General features: G+C 59.6%; 17 protein-coding genes. 6 read left to right on the forward strand and 11 right to left on the reverse strand.

Going from position 1 to position 12,772, the window contains the following annotated elements:
* The 6 genes from BUB72_RS19015 to BUB72_RS03150 all read right to left on the reverse strand — a co-directional run.
* The coding region (locus BUB72_RS19015) for a MerR family transcriptional regulator (protein ID WP_175549114.1) at positions 1 to 778 on the reverse strand (778 nt) is incomplete at its 3' end.
* Between the two features lie 26 nt (positions 779 to 804).
* Positions 805 to 1,107: an integration host factor subunit alpha gene (ihfA, locus tag BUB72_RS03130; RefSeq protein ID WP_073141637.1), complete on the reverse strand. Its 303-nt coding sequence runs from the start codon at positions 1,105 to 1,107 to the stop codon at positions 805 to 807.
* A gap of 111 nt (positions 1,108 to 1,218) precedes the next feature.
* Entirely contained in the window at positions 1,219 to 2,190 is a 972-nt protein-coding gene (locus tag BUB72_RS03135) for a beta-ketoacyl-ACP synthase III (RefSeq protein WP_073140550.1), read from the reverse strand.
* A 2-nt stretch (positions 2,191 to 2,192) separates the two neighbouring features.
* On the reverse strand, positions 2,193 to 3,308 hold the full coding sequence (plsX, locus tag BUB72_RS03140; RefSeq protein ID WP_073140553.1) for a phosphate acyltransferase PlsX: 1,116 nt from the start codon (positions 3,306 to 3,308) through the stop codon (positions 2,193 to 2,195).
* A 23-nt stretch (positions 3,309 to 3,331) separates the two neighbouring features.
* Complete coding sequence (rpmF, locus tag BUB72_RS03145) at positions 3,332 to 3,538, reverse strand: 50S ribosomal protein L32 (RefSeq protein ID WP_073140558.1); 207 nt, start codon at positions 3,536 to 3,538, stop codon at positions 3,332 to 3,334.
* Positions 3,539 to 3,721: 183 nt separating this feature from the next.
* The gene (locus tag BUB72_RS03150) at positions 3,722 to 4,288 is read right to left on the reverse strand and encodes a YceD family protein (protein WP_342742145.1); all 567 of its coding nucleotides are present in this window, start codon (positions 4,286 to 4,288) and stop codon (positions 3,722 to 3,724) included.
* 80 nt (positions 4,289 to 4,368) lie between these two features.
* Here BUB72_RS03150 and BUB72_RS03155 point away from each other — a divergent pair, with 80 nt between their 5' ends.
* From BUB72_RS03155 to BUB72_RS03170, 4 genes are all read left to right on the forward strand, one after another.
* Positions 4,369 to 4,839: an outer membrane protein assembly factor BamE gene (locus BUB72_RS03155; protein WP_073140565.1), complete on the forward strand. Its 471-nt coding sequence runs from the start codon at positions 4,369 to 4,371 to the stop codon at positions 4,837 to 4,839.
* A gap of 119 nt (positions 4,840 to 4,958) precedes the next feature.
* Positions 4,959 to 5,696, forward strand: a complete 738-nt coding sequence (locus BUB72_RS03160) for a GNAT family N-acetyltransferase (RefSeq protein WP_073140568.1) — start codon at positions 4,959 to 4,961, stop codon at positions 5,694 to 5,696.
* A 41-nt stretch (positions 5,697 to 5,737) separates the two neighbouring features.
* Complete coding sequence (locus tag BUB72_RS03165) at positions 5,738 to 7,555, forward strand: ABC-F family ATP-binding cassette domain-containing protein (RefSeq protein ID WP_073140571.1); 1,818 nt, start codon at positions 5,738 to 5,740, stop codon at positions 7,553 to 7,555.
* 3 nt (positions 7,556 to 7,558) lie between these two features.
* On the forward strand, positions 7,559 to 8,533 hold the full coding sequence (locus BUB72_RS03170) for an Ldh family oxidoreductase (protein ID WP_073140575.1): 975 nt from the start codon (positions 7,559 to 7,561) through the stop codon (positions 8,531 to 8,533).
* On the opposite strand, the gene BUB72_RS03175 is transcribed toward BUB72_RS03170, so the two are convergent.
* The 4 genes from BUB72_RS03175 to BUB72_RS03190 all read right to left on the reverse strand — a co-directional run bounded on the left by BUB72_RS03175 (position 8,530) and on the right by BUB72_RS03190 (position 10,876).
* The gene (locus tag BUB72_RS03175) at positions 8,530 to 8,952 is read right to left on the reverse strand and encodes a DMT family transporter (RefSeq protein WP_073141639.1); all 423 of its coding nucleotides are present in this window, start codon (positions 8,950 to 8,952) and stop codon (positions 8,530 to 8,532) included. The two genes, BUB72_RS03170 and BUB72_RS03175, sit on opposite strands and share 4 nt — an antisense overlap.
* Positions 8,953 to 9,095: 143 nt before the next feature.
* A complete protein-coding gene (locus tag BUB72_RS03180; RefSeq protein ID WP_073140578.1) occupies positions 9,096 to 9,452 on the reverse strand; it encodes a hypothetical protein in 357 nt (118 codons plus the stop codon).
* Positions 9,449 to 10,168, reverse strand: coding sequence for an SDR family NAD(P)-dependent oxidoreductase (locus tag BUB72_RS03185; RefSeq protein WP_073140583.1), 720 nt, complete (start codon positions 10,166 to 10,168; stop codon positions 9,449 to 9,451). The genes BUB72_RS03180 and BUB72_RS03185 overlap by 4 nt, the downstream gene beginning before the upstream one ends.
* Positions 10,169 to 10,192: 24 nt before the next feature.
* Positions 10,193 to 10,876, reverse strand: coding sequence for a hypothetical protein (locus BUB72_RS03190; RefSeq protein ID WP_073140588.1), 684 nt, complete (start codon positions 10,874 to 10,876; stop codon positions 10,193 to 10,195).
* Between the two features lie 106 nt (positions 10,877 to 10,982).
* On the opposite strand from BUB72_RS03190, the gene BUB72_RS03195 reads away from it, so the two are divergent.
* Together BUB72_RS03195 and BUB72_RS03200 are read left to right on the forward strand one after the other, a co-directional pair.
* On the forward strand, positions 10,983 to 11,369 hold the full coding sequence (locus BUB72_RS03195) for a c-type cytochrome (RefSeq protein ID WP_073140592.1): 387 nt from the start codon (positions 10,983 to 10,985) through the stop codon (positions 11,367 to 11,369).
* A gap of 130 nt (positions 11,370 to 11,499) precedes the next feature.
* Positions 11,500 to 11,895, forward strand: coding sequence for a c-type cytochrome (locus tag BUB72_RS03200; protein WP_175549115.1), 396 nt, complete (start codon positions 11,500 to 11,502; stop codon positions 11,893 to 11,895).
* A gap of 176 nt (positions 11,896 to 12,071) precedes the next feature.
* Here BUB72_RS03200 and BUB72_RS03205 read toward each other — a convergent pair whose 3' ends face one another.
* Positions 12,072 to 12,770 (reverse strand): hypothetical protein, encoded by a 699-nt coding sequence (locus tag BUB72_RS03205; RefSeq protein WP_139250603.1) that lies wholly within the window; start codon positions 12,768 to 12,770, stop codon positions 12,072 to 12,074.
* Between the last annotated feature and the right edge of the window lie 2 nt (positions 12,771 to 12,772).

Here is a 12,772-nt window from a genome sequence, read left to right on the forward strand (position 1 = left end):
CTGGCTCTGGCTCTGGCTCTGGCTCTGGCTCTGGCTCTGGCTCTGGCTCTGGCTCTGGCTCTGGCTCTGGCTCTGGCTCTGGCTCTGGCTCTGGCTCTGGCTCTGGCTCTGGCTCTGGCTCTGGCGCGGCTGCGACTTCTGGCTCTGGTTCCGGATCGGTGCGCGTCGGAAGCTCGACGATGTTGTCGCCGCCGAACTGTGGTTCCTCTTCCACGTCGATGAACGGGGCCTCCGGTGCATCTTCTGGCGCGTCATCCGATGAGGCCGCTTCGGCATCATCAGCGGCTGGGTCCTGCGCTGCGGGCGTATCAATTTCCAAAGGTGCGCGCTCTTGCGGTGCCGGAGTTTCCTCTTTCGCATCGGCGTCCCAAGCGGCGACGGCCTCTTGATCCTCGGCGGGAAGTGTTTCCTCCGTTGATGTTTCCTCCACTGCGTCCTCGACATCCGGAACGGCGGCTTTGCGTTGTGCGGTGCGTGGAGAGGCGGCCTCGTCCACGCCATCGAGGGAGGGCGACAGGGCAGCGACGACCTTGATGCCGTCTTCTTTGAGCATTTTTTGCACACCGCGAATGGTCATGCCGTCGTCATGCAGCAGCTTCTTGATACCACCGATCAGCAGCATATCATCGGGGCGGTAATAGCGGCGGCCACCGGCGCGCTTCACGGGTTTGATCTGGCTGAATTTGCTTTCCCAAAAGCGCAGCACATGTGCGGGCACATCGAGCCAATCGGCCACTTCGGAAATGGTGCGGAACGCATCGCGGGCTTTGGTCGCCATAAAATCAGACCTCCCTTATCGGCGGGTCAGGACTTGTTGCCAGAGGCCACGCGATCTTTCATCAAATGCGACGGACGGAATGTCAGCACGCGGCGGGGATGGATCGGAACCTCTTCGCCCGTCTTGGGGTTGCGGCCGACCCGAGCGGACTTTTCGCGGACCGAGAATGTGCCAAAAGACGAAATTTTAACCTGCTGTCCGGTAACGAGTGCGTCGGACATGTGCTTGAGCACACTTTCGACCAAATCGGCGCTTTCATTGCGCGACAGGCCGACCTCTCGGAACACGGCTTCGCTTAAATCCATGCGGGTCAATGTTTTGGCAGTCATGTCGTCCCCCTCGTCGTTGTTTTCAAGACGATAGGCTTGGGGGAATTTCCGAGTCAATATCAAGGGCTTGTATTGCACCCTTTATGCGCGCTTTAGGCGGGTTTTCCCCGTTCAGAGGCGCAAAACCACGGCGCCCCATGCCAATCCGCCACCAATCGCCTCCATTACAAGCAACTGTCCCGGCGCAAATTTGCCTTCGGACTTGGCCACTGACAGGGCAAGGGGAATCGATGCGGCGGAGGTGTTTCCGTGGTCCTGAACGGTCACGACGACCTGATCCATGGGAATATTCATCTTGGTGGCGGTCGCCTTGATGATGCGCAAGTTGGCTTGGTGTGGCACGACCCAATCGACATCCGCGTCGCTCAATCCGGCTTTCTCAAGTGCGGTTTCGGCGGTTTTCGCGAGCTTCTCGACGGCGTGGCGGAAGACTTCCTTGCCTTGCATGACCAATACGCCGGTGGTCTGGGTCTTGGAGACGCCGCCATCGACATAAAGCAGGTCGCGGTAGCTGCCGTCAGAGTTCAGGTCGGTGGCGAGGATGCCTGCATCTTGCGGGGTTCCATCGCCTTCGGCGGCTTCCAGAACCACGGCACCGGCACCGTCGCCGAACAGAACGCAGGTGGAGCGATCTTCCCAGTTCATGATGCGCGAGAAAGTCTCCGCACCGATGACCAGCACCCGCTTGGCCTGACCGGATTTGATCAGCGCGTCGGCGTTGGACATGGCAAAGACGAAGCCCGCGCAGACGGCCTGCACGTCGAAGGCAAAGCCGTTTTTCATGCCAAGATTGCCTTGGACCATGGTCGCGACGGAGGGGAAGGTTGTGTCGGGGGTCGAGGTGGCGACGACGATCGCATCCAGCGTTTCGGCGTCCATGCCCGCATCTGCAAGCGCGGCGCGCGCGGCGTCGGTGGCAAGATCAGAGGTTGTTTGCCCTTCGGCGGCGAAGTGACGGCGTTCAATACCCGAGCGGGACTTGATCCACGCGTCGCTGGTTTCCATCCAAGTCTCAAACTCGGCGTTTTCGACGACGCGTTCGGGCAGGGCGTGGCCCATGCCACGCAAAACGGACCGGATCATGCTCATGTGTTGGATTTGCCCTTTGCCGCATCCGGCGTTTTCAAAGCCGGTTCTGAAGATTGACCCGCTTCGGTAATGGATGCAACCCGCGCCGCCAGCTTCTCACCAAAACCTGATTGCGCCAGTTGCACTGCCAGCTTGATCGCCGCCGATACGCCTGTGGCATCCGCCGATCCGTGGGATTTCACCACGGTGCCGTTGAGGCCCAGAAACACCCCGCCATTCGCCTGGCGCGGGTCGATACGTTTTTTAAGCCGTTGCAAGGCCGGATAGGCCAGCAAGGCTGCGAAACGCGAGAAGACTGAATGCTGAAACGACTCACGCATCCTGCCGGAAATCAGGTTCGCGGTGCCTTCGGCGGTTTTAAGGGCCACGTTGCCGGTAAACCCATCGGTCACGATCACATCGACGCGGTCCGACGGGATGTCGCCACCTTCGATGAAGCCGACATACTCGAAATCGTTGTATTTCGCCGCGGCCTCGATCATTTCATGGGCGACTTTAAGCTCTGCGCGGCCTTTGTGCTCCTCGGTGCCCACATTGAGCAGCCCGATGCGCGGACGGGCGAGGCCGAAGCCGTTGCGGGCGTAGCTGAGACCCATAAGGGCGTATTGCAGCAGATCATCCTGATCGGCGCGGATATCAGCCCCCACATCCAGCATCACGTTGAAGCCGGAGGGATTACGCGACGGCCAGAGGCAGGCAATGGCCGGGCGGTTCACACCCGCTACTTTGCGCAGACGGATCATGGAGACCGCCATCAGCGCACCGGTATTGCCGCAGCTGACGCAGACGGTGGCGTCACCCGCGCGCACGGCGTCGATGGCCGACCACATTGACGTGTTCTTGCCGTGCCGCATCACATGGGACGGCTTTTCATGCATGGTGACCACATCATCGGTGTGGCGAATATCGCAGCGGTCGGTGATGCCGCGTTTTGCGATATGCTTTTCCAGCTCGGCGCTGTCGCCGTGCACGATAAAGCGAAGATCGGGGTTTATTGCGGCAGACTTTGCCATACCCTCAACGACAACGGCGGGGCCCAAGTCCCCGCCCATAGCGTCAATTGAAATGACTGTGTCAGTTGAACTCACCGGAAGCCTGCCTGTTTGCCGCATTATTGTTGCGACGCAGCCTAGGCTTAAGCGGCGTCGTCGTCCAGATCGACTTCGTTCGCCAGAGCGACAACTTCGCGCTCTGCATAGTGGCCGCAAGACGGGCAAACGTGGTGTGGGCGTTTCAGCTCACCGCAGTTGCTGCACTCGTTTGGGTTCGCAGCCACCAGCGCGTCATGGGCGCGGCGATTGTTGCGGCGCGACTTGGATACTTTATTCTGCTGGACGGCCATGTCTCAACCTTTGGTGTTTAAGGGGCCATCGTTGGCCCGTGTGTCAATGTAGCGTCTGTCGACGGCGTTCCGTGGGCGTCTAACGCCTCAGGCGCGGCACGTCCAGAGCCATAATCTCAAGAAGCGCGGAAAATACCCATTCCGTTGCGTTTGGCAAGAGATTCGCGGCGCTAAAGTGCGGGACTAGTCTTTGTCAGGGTTTTCCAGCTTGGCTTTCAAAGAGGCGAGGCCCGCAAAAGGCTTCACATCTTCGTCAGTCATCGCCTCCGCGCCGGGTTTGGTGAAATCGGTCTGGGCAAGTTTCGCGCCGTCCGTGCGTGGGTAGCGTGGAACGGCCAGCGCGAGTGCCTCGGCGGCCACTTCCGCGATGTCGATTGCAGCCGGTAGCGGTTCGGAGACGTCGTCGCCATCCATTTCGGCCTCGGCATCTGTCGGGGCCTGCCAGTCAGACAGGTACTGGCGCAACACCGGCTCCTCGATGCGGGTGGTCACAGGCTCCAGCGTTACAACGCAGGGCTGCACGACGGTTGCACCAAAGCGGGCCTCCAGACGCCAGTCCTTGTTGCCAAGCGGCTGGAGCGTGCCTTCGAGCCGCATTTTGCGCAGGGCGCTCAGGTCCATCTCCTCGGCCAACTGCGCCATGGCGTTGGCATCTGGGATGTAACTGATCTGGGTGGCTTTGCGGCTGGGCAGGTCTGCGAGCCTTAGGAGAGTTGTCTTCGCCATAGGAGAGCTATCTTTCTTGATCACTTGCGCGTCCTTCTGTAAGTCCTTCTCTAAGCCTTTGGGCCCGAGTAGAGCAAGACACGAACAAAAAACGGGGGTCGCGCATGCGGCACGGTGAGAACAAGCAGGCCTCGCGGCTGGTGAAGCTGGTCGCAGCGACGGTACTGCTGGTCGTGGCAGGCTGTTCCGAGATCATCCGCAATCACGGGTATATCCCGATTGAAGAGGACCTGCAGTCGCTGACTGTCGGCGTCGACACTCGCGGAACCGTTGAAGAGCTTGTTGGCAAACCGTCCTCGTCTGGCGTTTTGCGCGGTGGTGACTGGTTCTATGTGGGCAGCAAAATGCGCCACTACGCCTATAAGAAGCCTCAGGAAATTGACCGTCAGGTCGTCGCCTTGCGCTTTAGCGATGATGATGTGCTGCAAAATGTGGAACGGTTCGGGCTGGAAGACGGTCGTGTTGTCACGCTGTCGCGCCGCGTCACCGAAACCACAGTGCGTGACGTGACCTTCATTCGCCAGATCATCCGTAACTTCGGCCGGATCGACTTGGGCGAGGCGCTCGGCGATTAATCCTGCGCTATCCGGCCTTTCTGACCGACGCATCCTTGCGTAAGGGCCTGTATGATACTTAGGTAATTGCAAGGAAGTGGCCCCACCTATGGCGCCACTGGTGCCGGAGGTCGACTGATATGCCGCTGCTGAGCAAAGGCCGCTATGTCGCCCGCTTTGCGGATGGCCCCGCCGATGTCGACGCAACCCAACGCCTGCGCGCATTGGTGTTTCGCAACGCGCCCGCCGGACTTGATGCCGACGATTTTGACGACCAGTGTTTGCACATGCTGGTTGAAGACGTGTCGAGCGATACGCTTGTCTGCTGCTTCCGCCTGATGCCACTGGATAACGGGCGCGCCATCGAACAAAGCTATTCCGCACAGCATTACGGCCTGTCTAAACTGGCAAAATTCGAAGGTGCGATGGTCGAAATGGGCCGATTTTGCGTGCACCCTGACCATACCGACCCCGACATCCTGCGCGTCGCGTGGGGGGCGCTGACCAAATATGTGGACGAGGCAGGGGTGGAAATGCTGTTCGGCTGCTCGTCCTTCAAAGGCACCTCGGAGGAGGCCTATCTGGACGCGTTCTCATTGCTAAAAGATCGCCACTTGGCCCCCAAACGCTGGTTGCCGCGAGTCAAAGCGCCTTTCGTGTTTCCGTTTGCGCGCAAGCTGCGGCTGATGCGACCTGATCTGAAGGCCGCGATGAGTGCGATGCCGCCCTTGTTGCGCACCTACCTGATTATGGGTGGCTGGGTCAGCGATCATGCAGTGGTCGACCGCGACCTGAATACCCTGCACGTCTTTACGGGGCTGGAAATCAGCGCGATTCCCCCCGCCCGCAAGAAGCTTTTACGCGCCATCGCAGGGTGATGTGTTGACGCCATTGCCGCGACGCCGTAGCGGGTGGTCCCATGGCACGTACACCTTATTTACAACTCACCGATATATCGCTGACCTTCGGCGGTGATCCCTTGTTTTCAGACCTGAGCCTCGTGGTTCAGCCCGGTGACCGCGTGGCCCTTGTGGGCCGCAACGGCTCGGGCAAGTCGACCCTGATGAAGGTCATGGGCGGGTTGATCGAGCCAGACGCGGGCGCGCGGTTCCTCGCCCCGGGCGTGACCACCGGCTATATGCAACAACATCCTGATCTGACGGGATTTGCGACGCTGGGCGATTTCGCATTGAGCGAGATGGACCTGAGCGAGGAATACAAGCTTTTAAGCGCCGCCGAAGGGTTGAAGCTGAACCTTGAGGCCGAGGTCTCTGCGGCCTCCGGCGGGGAGCGTCGCCGTGCGGCTTTAGCAAAACTGCTGGCCGAAGCACCGGAGCTGATGCTGCTGGACGAACCGACCAACCATCTGGATATCGAGGCGATTGCGTGGCTTGAGGGGCATCTGTCATCGACCCGTGCCGCGTTTATCCTGATCTCGCACGACCGAGCCTTCCTGCGCGCGCTGACCCGCGCGACGCTGTGGGTAGATCGCGGGCAGGTGCGCCGACAGGAGACGGGCTTCGACCGTTTCGAGGAATGGCGTGACAAGATGTGGGAAGAAGAAGACCAGCAACGCCATAAGCTTAACCGCAAGATCAAGGCGGAGGCGCGATGGGCTGTTGAAGGCATCTCGGCGCGGCGCAAGCGCAACCAGGGCCGCGTACGAGCATTGCAGGATTTGCGGGCGGAACGCGCCAGCCAGATCCAAAGACAAGGCTCCGCTGCAATGGCGTTGGAGGCTGGACCTAAATCCGGCAAGCAGGTCTTCGTGATGGAGGACGTGTCGCTGTTTTTTGATGACAAGACCATCGTCAAGAACTTCTCGCTGAAGGTGAACCGCGGCGACCGGATCGCTTTGGTAGGTCCGAACGGGGCGGGCAAGACCTCGCTGCTAAAGCTGATGACCGGAGAAATTGCCCCCGATTCCGGCACGGTTAAAATCGGCACCAATCTGGAAATGGCCGTGTTCGACCAGAACCGCGCGGCGCTGGACCCCGAGGCGACCCTGTGGGCGTCGCTGACCGAGGACCCGACCACCCGTGTGCGCGGGCAGGGCGACCACATCATGGTGCGTGGCACGCCGAAGCATGTGGTGGGCTACCTCAAGGAATTCCTCTTCGACGAGGCACAGGCCCGCGCACCGGTGAAATCTCTCTCCGGCGGCGAGAAGGCGCGGCTTTTGCTGGCGCGGATCATGGCGCGGGAAAGCAACCTTCTGATCCTCGACGAGCCGACCAACGATCTGGACATCGAGACGCTGGACCTGTTGCAAGAGTTGATCGGCGACTATGACGGCACGGTCATTCTGGTCAGCCACGACCGTGATTTTCTGGACCGCGTCGCCTCGACCACTGTGGCGCTGAAAGATGGCAAGGCGACCGTCTATGCGGGTGGCTGGTCTGACTACAAATCGCAGGCCATCGAAGGCGGGGACGACACCGTCCTGTCCGACAAGCCCGCGCAAACGCGCCGTGAAAAGGGGCGTAAAGCAGCCGAGGAAAAGAAATCCGACGGTGGCTTGTCCTTCACCGAGAAACATCGCTTGGAGGCTTTGCCCGCCGAGATGGAGCGTCTGGAGGCAGAGATTGCCAAACTGGTCGAGTTCCTGTCTGATCCGAACCTGTTCACCGACCATCCGGCCAAGTTCCAAAAGGCCACGGATGCGCTGGTGGAACGGCAGGCCGTCCTCGACGCTGCCGAAGAAGAATGGATGATGCTGGAAGAAAAGGCAGGGTAAATCATGGCGACAGTGACACTTGACGAGATTGAAGCCCTAAGTGTCGCGGCCCTGACCCGCTACGGAGCCGCTCCTTGGGTGGCGGCGGAAGTCGCCCGCGCCGTGCGCCGCGCCGAGGAAACCGGCAACGTCATTTGCGGGCTTTATTATCTGGAAAGCTACTGTCTGCAACTGGCCTCGGGCCGTGTGAAGGGCGATGTGGAGCCTGTGGTTACGCGTCCGCGCCCGGCATCGGTCAAGGCGGACGCCAAGTTCGGTTTTGCCCAAGCGGCCTTTGCCCGCGCGTTGCCGGAGGCCATTGCAGCGGCCAAGGAAAACGGCACCGCGTCGCTGGCGGTGGCCCACGCGCATACCTGCACTTCGCTGGGGTATTTCACCGAGCAGATCGCGGCGGCCGGACTGGTGGGGATCGGCTTCACCAATGCGTCGCCCGTTGTGGCCCCTCCGGGGGGAAACAAGGCGGTGATCGGCACCAATCCAATGGCCATGACGGTGCCGGGGGCTGACGCTCCGGTGATGCATTTCGACTTCTCTACATCCGCTGTGGCTTTGGGGAAAATTACCATGGCCAAGGCCGCGGGAGAGAGCATTCCTTTGGGTTGGGCCGTGGATGCGGAAGGCCAGCCGACCACCGATCCGGAAGCCGCACTGAAAGGGGCTTTGGTCTCTGCGGGCGGCTACAAGGGTTGGGGTTTTGGCCTGATGGGCGAGGTGATGGCAGCGGCTATGACAGGCTCTGTCAACTCGCTGGATGTAGGCGGTTTGAAATTGGCGGATGGTCCGCCGCATGGGTTGGGGCAGTTCTATCTGCTGCTTGATCCGGGCACCTATACGGACGCCTTCGACGCGCGTGTGGCGCGTGTTGTTGAGGCCGTGGCAGAGCAGCCCGGGGCGCGTATCCCCGGCGCGTCGCGCGCGGAGGCGACGGTGGTTCAGGTTGCAGACGAGCTTTGGAGCAAGCTGTCACAGCTCGCTTAGGCACGGCCTGTTATCTGGGTCAGGAAAACGCCAGCTGCCATGACTGCAATACCTGTCGCCCGCGTCAGCGTGAGTGGCGTTTGGAGCGCGCCGAACAAGCCGAAATGGTCGATTAGCGCAGCAGAGATGAGCTGGCCCAGCAGCACAAAGAACACCGCGTTGCCGATGCCGAAATGCGGCGCGATATACGTGATGGTCAACACGTAGAATGCGATAAGCACACCTGCAAAGAGCAGGTGCTTGGGCGCGCTGGCGACATTGGCAATCGCCGCTGGACCGGTGATCAGGACCACCACAAGCGCGCTGATTAACGCCACCGCGAACAGCACGACGGATGCCGCGGCGGGTGCGCCAATAGTACGCCCCAAGCTGGCGTTCAGCGCCGCAAGTACGGGGATGCCGATACCGGCGGCGAGCATGATCAGGGCGTAGGATGTGTTGCTCACGGATGGAGCCTCCGGCGGGAATATTTGTGCCAAAGTGAAACATGGGCGCGGTAGCGGGGCAAGCGGGCATTATCGGCGCAATGGTGTGCAAATTTCCGCTTATGAGCCTGGTATCATCACGGCGCCTTGCACAGGTCTATAGGAACCAGTGCCAATTTTTGTGTGCCGCTGTAGCTGCCTTCGCTGATGCTGAGACAGGCGATCTCAAGTTCTGGGTGCAAGGCATAGTATAAGTTGGGCAGGTGGCGTGTTTGTCCATTTGCCAGCTGTATTTCGATAATTGGTTCACTTCGCGCCGCAGAGGTGTCGCTCACGCTCGAGGGACCGCGTGCTGTGATTTTAACTGTTTGGTACATAATGGATTTTTGCGACTCGAATGTCGACAGGATAACAACAGATCCGGCAACAACAATTAAGAGTGCAACAAGCGCATAGCCGATGATGCTGACAATGGTCCGTGGGTTTGCGTTCAATATGTCGCCCGCCCACCGGACAGATCAAACACCGCGCCGGTGGTGAACGAGTTCTCGGCAGAGATGATCCACGCGATCATGCTGGCGGCTTCCTCGACCTCCAGAAAGCGCGCGCGGGGAATTTTGGAGAGCATGTAGCCGATATGCTCCTCACTCATCTGGTCAAAAATTGGCGTGCGGGCAGCCGCGGGCGTGAGGCAGTTCACCGCGATGTTGTGGCCGGCGTTTTCCTTGCCTGCTGATTTGGTGAGGCCAATGACGCCCGCCTTGGACGCCGAATAGGCGCAGGCGTTCGGGTTGCCTTCCTTGCCCGCGATGGAGGCGATGTTGAGGATGCGGCCATAGTCGCGCGCCTGCATGCCCGGCAGCACCGCCTTGTTGGTGTTGTAAGTGCCAGTCAGGTTGATGGCGATGATTTGCGACCACGCGTCGTCGTCATAGTCTTGGATCGGAGCGTTCGGACCCGCGATACCTGCGGAATTGACCAGAATGTCGACGGGGCCAAGTGCGTCTTCCGTGGCGGTGAGCGCTGCTTTGACCGAGCCCATATCGGAGATGTCACAGGTGGTGTTGAAATTGCCGGAGGTCGCGTCCTGCATGTCCCAAACAGCGACCTTCGCACCCGAGGCTTGCAGGCGTTCCGTCACAGCCAGGCCGATTCCCTGCACGCCGCCGGTGACCACGGCCACGCGGCCGGACAAGTCATATGTATTCATCAAAAATCCCTCCAGATTATCAGGCTAGTCGCAGATGCCATTCAACTCCACCCCGCTCCAAGGCAAAAGCATTTTGGACTTATCGAGGCGGGTGGTCATGGCGGCGAGATTGAAATGCGGGGTCAGCAGGCGTTCCAGCCGCGTGGTGCGGCGGGCCTTGGGGGCAAGGGCGGCGCAGCAGATATATTCGGCGGCGATGGCACCTTGTTGCTCGTAGCCGAAATCGAGGAACTCTGCGGTGTTGGACAGCTCGAACAGGTAGGGGTCGGGGTGGCTTTGGTGCTCGCGTGCGGCTTTTAGCGGGTGATATCCGGTGGTCGCGCGGTTTTGCCATTGCCAGACATGGACCAGCTCATGGGCCAGAAACATCGACGCGAGCAGCAGGGCAGCGTCGGGGTAGGCGGGCAGGTAGTCGCGGGCGGCGTAGTCCGGGTTCACGTTGATTGTATTGAATAAAACAGTGGCGCCCGGGGCGCTGGTGATGGTCGGCCCGGTCACTGGCGGCAGGATTTTCTGCGCACAGGTGCTGCGGGGCGGGGTCGGGTAGGTAGCGTTGTAGAGCTTCAGGACGGGGGCCTGACGGATGCGCACCTTGGAGGTGTCGAGATCGGGGCCGTGGAACTCGGACGCGAAGCGCATCTCGGCCTCGGACAGGGGGCGACCGCAGGCGGTAAGGCTCAGGAAAGCAAGGAGAATTAGCGTGCGCATGGCGCACAGTGGCAAGTCTTCGCGACTAGGGCAAGAGGGTTTGACTTGGCGCAAGACGAGGGGCTTGGAAGCTGTTAGTCTGACCTCAAAACGAATGGAGGCGCAGATGAAAATTGTTTATTTACTGGCACTTGGCCTGCTGGCAGGATGCACGCAGGAGCCGCCTACGGGGGCACAGTTATTCGCGGATAATTGCACGGCGTGTCATGGCACGGATGGCACCGGATCGGGCTGGGTGGCCTCGGGTCTGGAGCGCAAGCCAGCGAATCTGACGACGCTAAGTGCCCGTAATAAAGGCGTTTTCCCGATGGAGCGGGTGTTGAGCACCATTGACGGGTTCCACCGGAATCCGGCGTTCGAGACAGCGATGCCGGAGTTCGGCAGCTTCTTTTCGGGGCCGATGGACCAGATCGAACTGGACGGGGTGATGACGCCTGTGCCGGAGCCGTTGCTGCTGGTGGCGGAGTATCTGCGCAGCCTGCAAACGGAGTGATTTTTGCGGTCTGCAAACGGTCGGCAAAGCGTCGGCTTTGCGTCGGGCACTGAAGCGCGGTTGACGCATATCAAGGCGCGAGGGGCAGTCGCCCTGTAGACTTGGGCGTGTCAGCAGAGGAGTGCACATCATGATCCGATCCATCGCTTTGGCCGTCGCAATTCTGGCCCCGCTCACCGCCGCAGCACAGGACGTCGAGGCGGGTGGCGATTTGTTCATGCAATACTGCGCCACCTGCCACGGGGTGGACGCGAAAGGGGGCGGGCCGATGAACTCGGTGCTGGTGATCCAGCCGACGGACCTGACCCAGCTTGCGTCCGAGAATGACGGGGTCTTTCCGCGTGTTCGTGCGATCAGCCGGATCGACGGGCGTGACCCGTTGGTGTCGCATGGCAGCCCGATGCCGATCTTCGGTCAGTTCTTCGAGGGCCGTGGCGAGACCATCCGCGGCGAGGATGGGGTGATGATCATGACCAGCCAGCCGGTGATTGATCTGGTGACCTATCTGGAAGGGGTGCAGGAGTAGGGGTTTAGCGCCTCGCGCGGAATCAAGGCCGCAGGCCGCCGCGCATCGCCGTCACGCCCCATGGGGCGGCGATTTGGCTGACGGTGTGGACGGTCAGTTTTGGGGGAGGAGTTTGGCTGCCATAAAGTGGATGTCACTGGCGTTAGATCGCCACCCCGCGTGACGGCGGTACCACTCTAAGAGAAGGCTGCAAGAACAACAGAAACAAAGAAATCAAGACTCGGAATAGAGAGCATCGTAAAGCCAGAAAGGCTCAGGAGCATCAAAAAAACTTGCTCCGTTTTCCTCTCGCCAACTTGTTGTCGAAAGAACTCAATTAACATGCTTCTCAGAAACTCGCCGTTTTTATTCAGTGCGACTTCGCGATTATTCGCAAGTGAAGGATTGAATGCTCCACCGTTTTTCTGCTGCCCTTCAGCGTCAAAAATAAATTTTTCAAGATCCTTCTCTCCAAACGTCCAGTAGGCGGTGAGTGGTTGAGAGCTATGCTCATCTACCAGTTTATAAATCTCGATTAGATCAATTATCGGGTAATTTGCTATTGCATACTCTGCGTACGCGACTTGAGAAGTTGCTTGGTGCAAAACCATAGGTTTCCGCCAATTATACCAAGCTGTAGCTACGGCCAAAAAAACTAGTCCAAAATAGAGAAGTTGCAGGCGGGTATCTGGAGAAAGAAAAAAAGTGTCTTTTTCCCCAGTAACGTAAGTAAACTTGAGAATAGTCGCCAATTCATCATTGAAAAGGATCAAATACCCGAAGAGAGGAATACCGATTGATAATCTTGCTAGAGGACCATTTGCCCATCTTTCTAAGTAGTTCCACTGTTGGCTACTGAAATGCGAGGAAATCTGCTGTAAGAGTGGCATTTTCATTT

The organism is Litoreibacter ascidiaceicola (assembly GCF_900129235.1).
Classification (GTDB): domain Bacteria; phylum Pseudomonadota; class Alphaproteobacteria; order Rhodobacterales; family Rhodobacteraceae; genus Litoreibacter; species Litoreibacter ascidiaceicola.

Bases quoted from the DNA above. Each gene is read 5' to 3' on its own strand.
- ihfA (WP_073141637.1), bottom strand. From the start codon at position 1,107: ATGACTGCCAAAACATTGACCCGCATGGATTTAAGCGAAGCCGTGTTC.
- BUB72_RS03135 (WP_073140550.1), bottom strand. From the start codon at position 2,190: ATGATCCGGTCCGTTTTGCGTGGCATGGGCCACGCCCTGCCCGAACGC.
- plsX (WP_073140553.1), bottom strand. From the start codon at position 3,308: ATGCGGCAAACAGGCAGGCTTCCGGTGAGTTCAACTGACACAGTCATT.
- rpmF (WP_073140558.1), bottom strand. From the start codon at position 3,538: ATGGCCGTCCAGCAGAATAAAGTATCCAAGTCGCGCCGCAACAATCGC.
- BUB72_RS03155 (WP_073140565.1), top strand. From the start codon at position 4,369: ATGCGGCACGGTGAGAACAAGCAGGCCTCGCGGCTGGTGAAGCTGGTC.
- BUB72_RS03160 (WP_073140568.1), top strand. From the start codon at position 4,959: ATGCCGCTGCTGAGCAAAGGCCGCTATGTCGCCCGCTTTGCGGATGGC.
- BUB72_RS03165 (WP_073140571.1), top strand. From the start codon at position 5,738: ATGGCACGTACACCTTATTTACAACTCACCGATATATCGCTGACCTTC.
- BUB72_RS03170 (WP_073140575.1), top strand. From the start codon at position 7,559: ATGGCGACAGTGACACTTGACGAGATTGAAGCCCTAAGTGTCGCGGCC.
- BUB72_RS03175 (WP_073141639.1), bottom strand. From the start codon at position 8,952: ATGCTCGCCGCCGGTATCGGCATCCCCGTACTTGCGGCGCTGAACGCC.
- BUB72_RS03185 (WP_073140583.1), bottom strand. From the start codon at position 10,168: ATGAATACATATGACTTGTCCGGCCGCGTGGCCGTGGTCACCGGCGGC.
- BUB72_RS03190 (WP_073140588.1), bottom strand. From the start codon at position 10,876: ATGCGCACGCTAATTCTCCTTGCTTTCCTGAGCCTTACCGCCTGCGGT.
- BUB72_RS03195 (WP_073140592.1), top strand. From the start codon at position 10,983: ATGAAAATTGTTTATTTACTGGCACTTGGCCTGCTGGCAGGATGCACG.
- BUB72_RS03200 (WP_175549115.1), top strand. From the start codon at position 11,500: ATGATCCGATCCATCGCTTTGGCCGTCGCAATTCTGGCCCCGCTCACC.
- BUB72_RS03205 (WP_139250603.1), bottom strand. From the start codon at position 12,770: ATGAAAATGCCACTCTTACAGCAGATTTCCTCGCATTTCAGTAGCCAA.